Genomic DNA, 11,868 nt, shown 5'->3' with positions numbered 1-11,868 from the left:
ATGAGCGATACTGCCATCGACAAGGCCAACAAGCCTGAATTCTATCTGACCGAGGATCATCATCCGGAAGGCAGCACGATGCTGGGCTTCTGGCTGTATCTGATGAGCGACTGCCTCATTTTCGCGGTGCTTTTTGCGACGTATGGCGTTCTCGGCCGCAATTATGCGGCCGGTCCCTCGCCGGCCGATCTCTTCGATCTGCCGCTGGTGGCGATCAACACCTCGATGCTGCTGCTGTCGTCCATCACCTACGGCTTCGCAATGCTGCAGATGGAGCGCAAAGCCAAGACCGAGACACTGTTCTGGCTCGGTGTCACAGGCGCGTTCGGCCTGGCCTTCCTCGGGCTTGAACTCTACGAGTTCGCGCACCTGATCCACGAGGGTGCCGGCCCGACCCGCAGCGCGTTCCTGTCGTGCTTCTTCACGCTGGTCGGTACGCACGGCCTGCACGTCACCTTCGGCATCGTCTGGCTTGTCACGCTGATGGTGCAGGTGTCGATGCACGGTCTGATCCCGGAAAATCGTCGCCGCCTGATGTGCCTGTCGATGTTCTGGCACTTCCTCGACGTCGTCTGGATCGGCGTCTTCTCCTTCGTCTACCTTATGGGAGTTCTCGGATGACCACTCACGCACCCGCAACCGAGGACGCTCACGAGGCCCATCACGGCCACAGCCACGGGCATGAGGCCGCCCACGGGACCTTCAGGAGCTACATGATCGGCTTCGTGCTCTCGATCATCCTGACTGCAATTCCGTTCTGGCTCGTCATGGCCGACGTCTTCGAGAGCTCGACCGTCACCGCCGCCTGGGTCATGGGCCTGGCGGCTGTCCAGATCGTCGTTCACATGATCTTCTTCCTCCACATGAATCCGCAGTCGGAAGGCGGCTGGACGATGATGGCGCTGATCTTCACCCTGCTGATCGTGGCGATCGCGCTCGCGGGCTCCCTCTGGGTCATGCATCATCTGAACACGAACATGATGCCGATGACCCCCGAAATGATGAAGAACATGCCGTAATGGCAGGAGCGGGCGGTGCTCAGCCGCCCGCCAGGTTTGTTTCTGGCATGGCCGACACCTTCCCAGACAGGACACAAAAACGGCACAGCGCCGCAGGCATCGCGATCTTCTGCGGCCTGCTGGTGACGCTGACCGGCGCGCTGATCGCGCTCGGAATCTGGCAGGTCGAGCGGCTGGCCTGGAAGCGGGATCTGATTGCGCGCGTCGATGCCCGCGTCCACGCAGAACCGGTTGGCGCCCCGGCGCAGGCCGAGTGGGGCAAGGTCAACCGCGCCAATGACGAATATCGGCGCGTGACGGTTAAAGGAATGCTCGACAATGACAGGGAGACACTGGTCTATGCGTCGACGACACTCGGCCCTGGCTACTGGGTCCTGACACCGCTCAGGCGGACCGACGACACCGTCGTCCTGGTCAACCGTGGCTTCGTCCCGACGGACCGACGCGATCCCTCGACACGCATCGATGGCCAGGTGTCGACGCCGGTTGTCGTCACCGGACTGCTCAGGATAGCAGAGCCGAAAGGCACGTGGCTGAGGTCCAACGATCCGGCGAACGACCGCTGGTATTCGCGCGACGTGGCCGCGATTGCTGATTGGCGCGGCGTCGATGGTGTTGCGCCCTATTTCATAGACGCGGACGCGACGCCCAATCCAGGCGGATTGCCTGTCGGCGGGCTGACACAGGTCGCCTTCCCGAACAATCACCTTGTCTATGCGATCACCTGGTTTGCCCTGGCCCTCATGTCTGCGGGACTGCTTGTCTTCGTGCTCAGAGGCGAGCGCAGGGCGCCAAAGGCCTGATCAGATTGCCCGGCTGCAGGGATAGACACGCTCGGCGACGTGTTCAGCGACCGCGTAGGCCTGGGTGACGATCTCCGGAACCAGATCGATGTCGGGCAGACTGCCGAGACCAAGGGGGCCGACGGCAAACAGATCCTCGACCACAGACCCGTCGTCGAGCCAGGGGCTCCCGCGCTGGTCGACGGCAAGACCGAGCGACAACTCGTCAGGCAGCGCCAATCCCTCGTTAAGCAGGCTTGCAATCAGGGGTGAAGCCAACTGCGGCCCCCGGCAGCGGCAATCGAGGATACGCTCGGCATGCACGGTCTCATCCATGCCTGAACCGGCAGGCCGGAAAAACACGCCCCCCAGGCCCCGGCGACCGACGGTGCCGCGACGCAGAACCGTGTTGCCACTGGCGAGTTCCCCCTGCAGGCGGGCGTGAATTGCCTCCGGCAGCCGGTTGCGATGGCTGTCATAGATCGCCCGCAAATGCCGGTTGAACTGCTGCTTCTCGCGGGCTGGCAGGGCGCGCCACAGCGAGCGGGCATGCTTGCGCAAGCCGTTCATGACCGATTGCCAGCTGCGGCCATCGGCCTCCGCCTCGCGGCAGGCCTTGCGGATGAAGCGCAGGATGTCGGCCAGATTCGACGGCATTGCGTCGGCCGGAAAAACCGGATCGGCGGAATTCGGTGTGTGGCTCTGCGGCAGGAATCCGTGCCGGGAGAGGATGGTCACCTGACCGTCATAGCCGGCATCGCGCAATTGCAGAAGCTGATCGACGACCCTGATGCCGCTTCCAAGCAGGACCGTGTGGGGACGCCCCACCAGGCGCCGGGCCCTCACCGGCGAAGGCTCTTCCTGGACATAATCGGCCTCCGGCAATCCGTAGCCGGTCGCGAGAATGACCACATCGAAGAGCGGATTGGAGGGGTTGGCGCTCTCGAGCAGATAGCGGGCGCCGTGCGTGCGCCTGATGGCCACGACCGGTTCCGGGCAGACCTGGACGGTGATATCCTTGCGGGCGGAGAGTGCTTCCGAAAAGCGCTGATAGACATAATCGCTGAAAATGGTCTTCGGCACGAAGATCTGGCGGAACCCCGGGATGGCCGCGGGTACCGCGGCACGGAATTCCGCGTTGCTACAGAGCCAGTCGTTGAAGTCATCCGCGTCGCCTGTCGAGACCGAGAGATCGCGAACGCGCGTATTGAGGATCGTCGAGGCACGCGACGAGGAGAGCGCCTGTCCGCCGCTCACGGAGGAGTTGGGATCGAAGAGTTGCAGGTGAAAGGGCGTGCGCACCCTCTTCATCAGCGCGATCGCCGTCATCATTCCGGAAAAACCGCGCCCGACAACGGCGATGCGCGGGATGGCGGACGCTCGTGCTGACGCCGATGATTTCGAGGAAAACAGGCCATGAACCGTCATCTCAACTCCCCTGCGATTTTGCGCATCGTGTCTCGATTGGTTGCAACGCGGACAATCCGCGCCGGTTTTGTTCCCGCGGTTCTAAGCCGCCCATAGTCTATCAAACTGGTCGTGTATGAGAGCTTCAAAAGAGCATTTTGGCAAGCCCTTTGTTCCCCCGCCTGCGCAATGGAAACGCCAAGCGTCTGAGATGTCATGGCAATTTGTCGTTTACGGTTGCTCTGATCGGAGCCGTGCGAAGCCAGCCTGCTACTCACGATAAAATAACCAACTGGTGAATTCTTGACTTGAAGGGCCCAAAGGAATCGGCAAAAGTAAGGGTGCTAATCAATCCCTTCATGGATTCCGCTCGTTCGGACAGGCGTCCGACCACACCTCTGTATTGGAACATCACCGTGAGCAGCGATGCTTTAACACGCACGACGAAGCCATCGGCCTCGATGGCGAAGGCGACCGCGGCGGGCTGGGGCAAGGGCCTCTTCACGCTGGTCCGCATTACCGTCATGGCGTTTCGCCATCCCTGGCAATCTGGCCTTGCGATCAGTGCCACCCTTGTTGCCTCGACCTTCCAGCTGATGATCCCGCGCCTGCTTGGCCAGGCGGTCGATCACACCCAGGTTGCAATGGCTGGCGGCCAGGCGGGACAGGTGGCACAGGATGCGCTTTTGACGACGGCGCTTCTGCTCCTGGGCGCCAGCGTCCTTCGCGGCCTCTTCACGATGGTCCAGAACTACTACAGCGAGAGTGTCGGCCATCATATGGGCTACGAGCTCAGGCTTGCCTGCTACGAGAAGATCCAGCGGCTTTCCTTCAGCTTCCATGACAGCGTCCACTCGGGCGACCTGATCACGGTCGGCCTGCTCGACCTTGAAGGCGTGCGCATGTATTTCTCGACCGCCCTGGTTCGCATGGTGCTTCTGACCATGCTGATCGGCATCGGCGCCTACATGCTTCTGACCACAGACCTCTTGCTCGGCCTGCTGGCGCTGAGCTTCGTGCCTTTTGTCGCCTGGCGCTCTTCGGTCACGCAGTTGCGGCTGCGCGCGACCTGGCTCGATCTGCAGGAGCGGCTTTCCGTCTTGACACGGATCATGGAGGAAAATCTCGGCGGTATCAGGGTGGTTCGGGCCTTCGCCGCCCAGGCGCACGAAATGATGAAGTTCGAGACGGCCTCGAAGAATGCCCTGGCGCTCGCCCACCAGCGTGTCGGCATCCGCGTCATCAACACCAGTGCGATGACCTTCTCCTTCTTTGCGGCGATGGGCCTCGTCCTGTGGATCGGTGGCGGCAAGGTCGTGTCGGGCGAGATCACCGTCGGTACACTTGCATCCTTCCTGACCTTCATGACGATCCTGCAGATGCCTGTCCGCCAGCTTGGCCTGATGGTGAACGCCTTTGCCCGCGCGTCGACCTGCGGGACTAGGCTCTTCAACCTGCTCGATCTCGAGGTTGCGGTGCGCGATGCGCCCGACGCGAAGGATCTGTTGATATCGGAGGGAACGCTTCGCTTCGAGAAGGTAAGCTTTGCCTACCCGAGCTCGCCGATGCACGGCGTCCTCACCAACGTCTCCTTCGAGGCAAGGCGCGGCGAAACCATCGGCATCGTTGGCCCGCCCGGCAGCGGCAAGTCGACGCTCGCCCATCTCATCCCGCGCTTTTACGACGTCACGGAAGGCAGGATCACAATCGACGGCCAGGACATCAGGAAGGCGACCCTGCAGTCGCTTCGCCGGTCGGTCGCCGTCGTGCAGCAGGATTCCTTCCTGTTCACTACCTCGATCGAAAACAACATCGCCTATGGCGATCCCTGGGCCAAGGAGAGCCGCATCGAGCGCGCCAGCGAAAGCGCCCAGCTCCACAACTACGTTCTCGGCCTGCCGACGGGCTATACCACGGTCGTCGGCGAGCGCGGTGTTTCGCTCTCCGGCGGGCAGCGCCAGCGCCTGACGATCGCGCGGGCGCTGATGCTGAAGCCGGCCGTCATGGTCTTCGACGATTCGACCGCTGCGATCGATGCCGCGACCGAGCAGCGCATCCGCACGGCGATGCGCAAATACGCGGCAGATCGCGTCACCATCATCGTTGCCCACAGGCTGAGCTCGCTCATGCATGCCGACCAGATCCTGTTTGTCGAGAACGGAGAGATTGTCGAGCGTGGAACCCATCAGGCGCTGCTGGCTGCCGGCGGGCGCTACAAGGCGCTCTATGATCTGCAGGTGCGACCGGGCGACGACGCCCTCAGCGCCTAGGAAGGAATATGACATGGCCGAGGAACTGGAAACCGAGCGCTCCGACGTTCGCGAGGATGGACGCCGGCCGCCGCGTGCGGTTGTCGGCTCGCACCGCATCGAGGAGGAGATGTTCGGCAAGGCCTTCGACGGCAACATCATCAGGCGCATCTGGTTCTTCGTGCATCCCTACCGAAGACAGGTGTGGCTTTCGGTGGCGGCGGTGCTGACGTTTACGTCGATGCAGCTCCTGATTCCGCTGATCATCCGTTATGCGATCGACCACGGGATGCGGGCGGAGGGGGACCATTCGGCACTGAGATGGTCGATGATTGCCTTTCTCGCCGCGATCCTGGTCAACTACTGCGCCAGCTACGCCCAGGAAACGCTGGTCGGCAATGTCGCCGAGGAGGTCCTGTTCGACATCAGAAAGGCGATGTTCCAGCATCTTCAGCGGGTTTCGCTGTCCTTCATGGACAAGACCGAGGTCGGACGCCTGATGTCTCGCCTGCAGGGCGACGTCAATTCGATGCAGGAATTTCTTGAAACGTCGGTCCTGTCGGTTGGCGATATCGTGCTGCTGTTCGGCATCGTCTTCGTCATGCTCTATCTCGACTTCAAGCTTGGCCTTCTCACCCTGTCCGTGCTGCCGATCCTGTTTGTGGTCCGCCTCTTCTGGTTGCCGCTGGCGCGCAAGTCCTTCATGGCGGCACACGAGACTAATTCGGTTGCCAACGGGGCGCTCGCCGAAGCGATCCACGGTGTTCGCGCCGTCCAGAGCATGGATCGCCAGGGCGTCAACTTCATGCTCTACGACGACAAGGCGAAGGCGAACCTGAAGACCCACCTGACGGCTGCCCGCTACGCGCAGGTCATGGTGCCGATTGTGGATACCCTGACCGGTGTCGCCATGGCGCTCGTCATCGTCGTCGGTGGTGCACGCGTTCTCAACCAGGCGCTCGACGTCGGTGTCCTTGTCGCCTTCCTGTTCTACATTCAGCGGTTCTTCGATCCGATCCGCTCTCTGACCCTGCAGTATTCGGTGATGCAGCGTGCCATGGCGTCGGGTCAGCGCCTGACCGAGGTTCTTGATGTTCCGGTCGACATCAGGGATGCGCCCAACGCGAAGGAACTTTCCGCCGACATGGATGGTTCGGTCGAGTTTCGCGATGTGGTTTTCGGCTACAATCCCGCACATCCTGTCCTGAAGCACGTCAGCTTCAAGGTCAACCCCGGCGAAACGGTTGCGCTTGTCGGACCAACGGGATCCGGCAAGTCGAGCTGCATGTCGCTGATCCACCGCTTCTATGATGTCCAGCAGGGCCAGGTGCTGGTCGGTGGACATGATGTGCGTGACCTGACGCAGGATTCGCTCGGCAACCAGATCGCCATGGTTCTGCAGGAGCCCTTCCTGTTTACCGGCACGGTGTTCGAAAACATCCGCTACCATAAGACGGAGGCAACGCGCGAACAGGTGATCGAGGCCGCCAAGGCGGTGGGCGCGCATGATTTTGTCATGCGCCTGCCTGAGCGTTACGACAGCATGCTCGGCGAGCGCGGCGGCAATCTCTCGCTCGGCCAGCGCCAGCTCCTGAGCTTCGCCCGCGCCCTGGTTGCCGACGCTAAGATCCTGGTGCTCGACGAAGCCACGGCCAACATCGACAGCTATACCGAGATGCTGATCCAGAAGGCGCTGGTCAAGCTCCTCGAAAATCGCACGGGGCTTGTCATTGCCCACCGTCTTGCGACGATCCGCGAGGCGGATCGCATCATCGTCCTGCAGAACGGGGAACTGATCGAGAGCGGCAACCACCAGCAGCTCATGAAGAACGGCAAGCTCTATTCTAAGCTCTACAATCTGAACTACGCGTCGTTCGACGACATTCCCGACGCCCTGCTGGAAGAAAAGACGAGCGCATCAACCACGTAGGGGTTGTCACCTTTACCGCGGAAGACGCTTCGTTTGGGAAAGGAGGATCGCCGTGCAGTTCACACCTCACCCCGATCTGATCTCCAATTTGGCGCGAGGGCGGGCGGGGGTAGTCTCGCCCGTGCTGCATCGTCCGGGGAGGAGCAGACCCCGGTAGTCATGTCGTTCTTGTCACCGGAAGGGCTTTGATTGAACCGGCCCTGGCTGCCGCTTGTTCCAGGGCCTCGCGTGCACGACCTTGGAAACCGGAGGTCAGCTAGCAAACATCAGCCTTTGTCGTGATTTTGAATTTCGCTGCAGTCCATGTTCGAGTGTGATCGACATCACCGGCCATCAATTCGCATGTACAAAGACGGCCTCATGTCAGGCTTGCTCAGGCTGAAAACCTCGTAGACCGGTGAATCGTCCTCTGCTGCAAGCGAGCACTCTGCCGTGCCCGGAACGGCAAGTCCCGCAATCTGGGGCTTCTCTTTCAAGACCCTCTCGACAGCCTCCAATGGGACGTGGCCTTCGAAGAAGTAGTCGCCAACCACAGCTGTATGGCATCCATGCATATTCTCGGGGATGCCGAGCCTGGTTTTTATCACGATGAATTCCTCGGAATGGACGACGACATTGAAATCGGCATCCACCATTGCGGCGGCCCAGGCTCCGCAGTGGCCGCAACTCGGGTCCTTGTAGATGTCCATCCTGACTTCTGATGCATACGAAGGCTCTGCGAACGTGGTAACCACACCTGCGGCAGCCATGCACATAAACGCTCGACATTTCATGTCTGTTTCTCCTTGGCGGATGTCACGCTTCTCCAAAGAATTGCCAAGGCGACGTTCCATCGGGGCATATCGCCAGTCCCCAACCGCCAACTCAAGGCTCTTCGACCGGTGTCCGAGGAGGAATGAACGTTGTTTTACAACAGCTCTCTGCCTTCGAGGCGGGTATCCCGCGTCACCGTGGCCTGTTCATGGTGACCGCGCGACCGGCGATCCGTTCAGTTTTCTCAAGGTACTCGCTATCTTGCGTGCAGTTTCCTCGGTGATCGGATTGGCGGGGGCTGCCACGGGCTTCCCCAAGGAGGCCCTTGCCCTTTCACAATCGTCCGCATAGCGCTGAAGCATCGTCCGCAACTGCTCGACGCAGCTTTGCAGGCCGGGATGCGCTCAGTTGTCGGCGGGGATCGCCATCGTCGCACCAATCTCGAAAATGGATGTAGACACATCCATTCGAAAGTTCTGCTGATTGACCTGATATTCCCCTCATCGGGCCAGTCTTACCTTTGGCTCGAAGGCATAACCATAGCAAGATTTTCGAGTTACTCAATGTATACTTGAAGTAGATTATTTAAAACTATAAGTTAGACGGATTGAAAACGCTATATATTGAAGAATTCAGCATCCAAATCTCATTACGTACCAAGGTTTATTATAGAACGACGCAGGCACTTGGTGGCTTTCCGTGAATTCATTGCAGGCAGGAGCCTCAATATTCGCCTGCCTTCCGGGAACGCTATCGTCCGGATGGGCCCTGGTCCATGTCGGCCAGTTTTCCGAGCCGCCCTGTTCGCGGCGACAGGAGCGAACCCTGGTATCAGCGTGATGTCTGATCCCCAGCCGCCAGGCTTCCGTCCATCCTCGGGAGCGGATGTCTAAAATCCTAGGCCCTTCTCGGACTGATGCCATATGGCCAAAGTCCGGGCATGCGGTCGGGGTCGGGCCGCAGACAAATCCCCATCCCCGAGGATCGGGTCATCGACCGACGTTCCCTTGTCGATTTCACACTATCGCATAGGTCGGGATCGGGCTCATGCGCAGGTCCGGACGTGTGCGAAGACGCGTTTCGGCTCCGATTGAGGAGTTAAGACGAGCGATCTGCGCTGACACGTTTCTGTGGTTACGATTGCGACCACGTGAGCCTCTGGGGATTGGGACTTGCCACCTGCCTGGCTGGACTCGCCCTTGAGCCGCTGGTTCGCCTCGATGATCCTTGATGGGCTTGGATACCTTCCGTTCAGTGCCTCGGGACGAGCGCTGCCCTTCCACCTGCTGAGCAAGCTCTACGAACGCACCAGCGTCATCATCACGACCAATCTCCACTTCAGCGAATGGGCGACTGTCTTCGACAGAGCCAAGATGACCACAGCTCTGCTCTACCGTCTAACCCACCGTTGCCATATCCAGGAAGCCGGAAACGACGGCTTCCGCTTCAAGGCCAGCTCGGCCGCCGCAGCCCGGAAAAGAGGAGAAGAAGCAAATCCCTTGACCAAACCCTGATCAGAAAACCATACTTAATAGCTGGCTCACTTCTCGGTGAAAAAACCGGCTCAGTCCGCGTAGAAACAACAACTGGATCATAAGCGCGAGAGAGCCCACCAGTCCTGAACGCACCTTTCACACCCAGTTCATGTTGCCGGTCATACGCTCGAGAGCGAAGATGAATTGCAACGTGAGTGCACAGCATGAAAGACAGATCGTTCGCCACCACGCTCATGAACATCGTCATTCAAGGTATCTTTGTCGCCTTTCCGCTCTCCTGCGCGGCCGTCGTTGTCTATGACCTCTGGGCACACGGATTGCAGGCGGTGACGATGCAGTTTGCCCTTGGAATCATAAGCGTGATCCTGCTGGCTAATGCCCTTGTGACCGGTATCAGGGGGCTCGACTTCGCGCTCGAAGAGACGCGCCATCTCCGGCATGATGCTACTGTGAAAATTAAACTGGTGCGGCAGCATCTCGCGAAATCCATTACTCCGCGGCCAATCCCCGGCCATAGAGTAACGGCTGCCACGCCGCACGTTGTTTGACCGGATCGATGGCGGCCGAGTCAGGACATGGAACCCGGCCCTTGCCCACATTGGCGGCTTCCAAAGGGATGACGGCCTGCGTTGTGGGGTACTTACGCGCCGGCTGAAAACAAAAAACGCTTCCCAACGGATAAGGGGACAAGCTTGCCGTTGCCAAACGAATTTGCCAATGCGGTCATGGCGCGCCAACCGGTGCAGTGACCGGCGGCGATAATGTCGAGATCGAACGCTTCCATTGCTTTGACCGTTTCCGGGATAATTCGCCCGTTCTGTCCGACAAGATGCAATCCTCCCAAGAGAGCATGGAGCGGAAGATCGGGAAAGGAAGATTTCGCGTGTGTCAGAACATTGATCACACCCGCGTGCGAGCAGGCAGTAAAGACCACCAGGCCCTTCTCTTTCACATTCACCGCCACGAAACGCTCGTCGATGATCAGTTCGTCAGGTTCCCATCCCATACCGTCGAGGATCAACCGACACTGGCCGGGAAAGCCGCGTTCGAACGCTGTCACCCGCGGGATTTCACCGCTCAGATAGGCCGTTCCGCCTGCTAGCAGCTGCGGCTCAGCCGTATTGATGGCCGACGCCCCGTACGAGGTCAACTCGTCGATCCCAGGCACCGCTTCCATGAGCTTCATCGACCCATCCTGCCTCTTGATAGCCCGGGTCCGGAACATGTCTGGGTGAAGGTAACAGGGAACCAGCTGGCCGCCATTGCGATCGCGGATCAGTTGCAAGGCGCGCAGCACCGCACCGGCATGATCCCAGTGACCATGCGATAGCACGATCGCCTCGACCGGCCCGAGATCCACTCCCAGGCGGGAGACATTTTGTTCGAAGGTGCCGTCTTCAGGGCCTGTATCGAACAGGATCGTTCTCGTGTTGCTCCCCTTACGAACGGAAATGAGACATGCAAGGCCATGGGCCGCGCAGCATATGCATTTCCCGCCCATAACCCACGTTCCGCGGCGTCGGCGTTCCAGTGCGGCAAACTCGGTCTCGACAAATGACGGGACTGTGGAGAGGTTATCCGTCGCGTTATCGACAAGGATCAGAACCTCAACACTATCGACTGCTTCGAGGCCGTCCATAAGACCCTCCGATCCTGCAGACACTGCGAGGACAACCGCAACCAGTGAGGGCTATGCTACACCCCACCTCCGGGATTGTCGCTATTCTGCAATGTTGCAACTCGCCCAAAACCATGAGCCGACTCAATCAAGGGGCTCGACGGCCCGTTCGGGGACTTGGCTGCCCTCGCGGCCCGACAACCGACGCGAGGCATGGTTTACTATTTATACTGGGTTGATGGGAACGAGCGATGCGCCCGAAACCGCCGCCAACCGCGACATCGCCAACGCCGCCGGCTGTATCCGCCTCTATCGTTGCCAACAGCTCATTGGTTCTTGCATCAATCCGTTGAATGCTACCGTCACCTTGATTGACGACCAAAATGGCCCCCTCGCCTGTCCCCAGGAATCGGCACTCGTTTCGGGTTGACTGATCCTCGCGGCACTGCTCACTGTGGCATGGATCGGTGGGCTCTTTTTCAAAATTAGCCCCTTCCGAGCGCGATCAGTGGCTTCACCGCAAAACTCTGTTGCGCAATTTCCATCTAGTCATTCCGTCTCGGAATACTATCGTTTCGCCGACGTTCAGGAAGGTGATTTCATGGTATCCGAGA

General features: G+C 59.9%; 9 protein-coding genes and 1 pseudogene. 7 read left to right on the top strand and 3 right to left on the bottom strand.

Translation table 11 applies throughout. The annotated features are described in order from the left end of the window. The 3 genes from cyoC to FHX16_RS24950 are packed head-to-tail and all read left to right on the top strand — an operon-like array spanning window position 1 to window position 1,822. Window positions 1-621 carry a cytochrome o ubiquinol oxidase subunit III gene (gene cyoC, locus FHX16_RS24960; RefSeq protein WP_183757343.1) on the top strand — a complete coding sequence of 207 codons (621 nt, stop codon included), beginning with the start codon at window positions 1-3 and terminating at the stop codon, window positions 619-621. Then, the gene (cyoD, locus tag FHX16_RS24955) at window positions 618-1,019 is read left to right on the top strand and encodes a cytochrome o ubiquinol oxidase subunit IV (RefSeq protein WP_028827810.1); all 402 of its coding nucleotides are present in this window, start codon (window positions 618-620) and stop codon (window positions 1,017-1,019) included. The genes cyoC and cyoD overlap by 4 nt, the downstream gene beginning before the upstream one ends. Before the next feature lie 47 nt (window positions 1,020-1,066). Then, window positions 1,067-1,822, top strand: coding sequence for an SURF1 family protein (locus FHX16_RS24950; protein WP_259130917.1), 756 nt, complete (start codon window positions 1,067-1,069; stop codon window positions 1,820-1,822). Here the strand turns inward: FHX16_RS24950 and FHX16_RS24945 are convergent, their stop codons facing one another. Beyond that, a complete protein-coding gene (locus FHX16_RS24945) occupies window positions 1,823-3,229 on the bottom strand; it encodes an FAD/NAD(P)-binding protein (protein ID WP_259130915.1) in 1,407 nt (468 codons plus the stop codon). It lies immediately after the preceding gene. A 440-nt stretch (window positions 3,230-3,669) separates the two neighbouring features. Between FHX16_RS24945 and FHX16_RS24940 the strand changes: the two genes are divergently transcribed. Continuing rightward, a complete protein-coding gene (locus FHX16_RS24940; RefSeq protein WP_183757402.1) occupies window positions 3,670-5,478 on the top strand; it encodes an ABC transporter ATP-binding protein in 1,809 nt (602 codons plus the stop codon). Window positions 5,479-5,491: 13 nt separating this feature from the next. After that, a complete protein-coding gene (locus tag FHX16_RS24935; protein ID WP_259130913.1) occupies window positions 5,492-7,387 on the top strand; it encodes an ABC transporter ATP-binding protein in 1,896 nt (631 codons plus the stop codon). Window positions 7,388-7,710: 323 nt separating this feature from the next. Here the strand turns inward: FHX16_RS24935 and FHX16_RS24930 are convergent, their stop codons facing one another. Further along, complete coding sequence (locus tag FHX16_RS24930) at window positions 7,711-8,160, bottom strand: DUF411 domain-containing protein (RefSeq protein WP_183757403.1); 450 nt, start codon at window positions 8,158-8,160, stop codon at window positions 7,711-7,713. A gap of 1,200 nt (window positions 8,161-9,360) precedes the next feature. Between FHX16_RS24930 and FHX16_RS24925 the strand changes: the two are divergent. Both FHX16_RS24925 and FHX16_RS24920 read left to right on the top strand, forming a co-directional pair. Further along, window positions 9,361-9,654 (top strand): annotated as a pseudogene (locus FHX16_RS24925) (ATP-binding protein); the annotation flags it as partial. 185 nt (window positions 9,655-9,839) lie between these two features. Then, window positions 9,840-10,184 (top strand): hypothetical protein, encoded by a 345-nt coding sequence (locus tag FHX16_RS24920; RefSeq protein ID WP_259130911.1) that lies wholly within the window; start codon window positions 9,840-9,842, stop codon window positions 10,182-10,184. A 92-nt stretch (window positions 10,185-10,276) separates the two neighbouring features. On the opposite strand, the gene FHX16_RS24915 is transcribed toward FHX16_RS24920, so the two are convergent. Then, on the bottom strand, window positions 10,277-11,275 hold the full coding sequence (locus FHX16_RS24915; protein WP_259130910.1) for an MBL fold metallo-hydrolase: 999 nt from the start codon (window positions 11,273-11,275) through the stop codon (window positions 10,277-10,279). Window positions 11,276-11,868 lie beyond the last annotated feature (593 nt).

Origin of the sequence: Rhizobium sp. BK661 (assembly GCF_024808825.1) — a bacterium.
Taxonomy (GTDB): domain Bacteria; phylum Pseudomonadota; class Alphaproteobacteria; order Rhizobiales; family Rhizobiaceae; genus Rhizobium.
This window is presented reverse-complemented; position numbering and strand designations above follow the sequence as displayed.

Excerpts from the sequence above, each read along its gene's own strand:
- FHX16_RS24930 (WP_183757403.1), bottom strand. The coding sequence starts at position 8,160 with ATGAAATGTCGAGCGTTTATGTGCATGGCTGCCGCAGGTGTGGTTACC.
- FHX16_RS24940 (WP_183757402.1), top strand. The coding sequence starts at position 3,670 with ATGGCGAAGGCGACCGCGGCGGGCTGGGGCAAGGGCCTCTTCACGCTG.
- FHX16_RS24945 (WP_259130915.1), bottom strand. The coding sequence starts at position 3,229 with ATGACGGTTCATGGCCTGTTTTCCTCGAAATCATCGGCGTCAGCACGA.
- cyoC (WP_183757343.1), top strand. The coding sequence starts at position 1 with ATGAGCGATACTGCCATCGACAAGGCCAACAAGCCTGAATTCTATCTG.
- FHX16_RS24950 (WP_259130917.1), top strand. The coding sequence starts at position 1,067 with ATGGCCGACACCTTCCCAGACAGGACACAAAAACGGCACAGCGCCGCA.
- FHX16_RS24920 (WP_259130911.1), top strand. The coding sequence starts at position 9,840 with ATGAAAGACAGATCGTTCGCCACCACGCTCATGAACATCGTCATTCAA.
- FHX16_RS24915 (WP_259130910.1), bottom strand. The coding sequence starts at position 11,275 with ATGGACGGCCTCGAAGCAGTCGATAGTGTTGAGGTTCTGATCCTTGTC.
- FHX16_RS24935 (WP_259130913.1), top strand. The coding sequence starts at position 5,492 with ATGGCCGAGGAACTGGAAACCGAGCGCTCCGACGTTCGCGAGGATGGA.
- cyoD (WP_028827810.1), top strand. The coding sequence starts at position 618 with ATGACCACTCACGCACCCGCAACCGAGGACGCTCACGAGGCCCATCAC.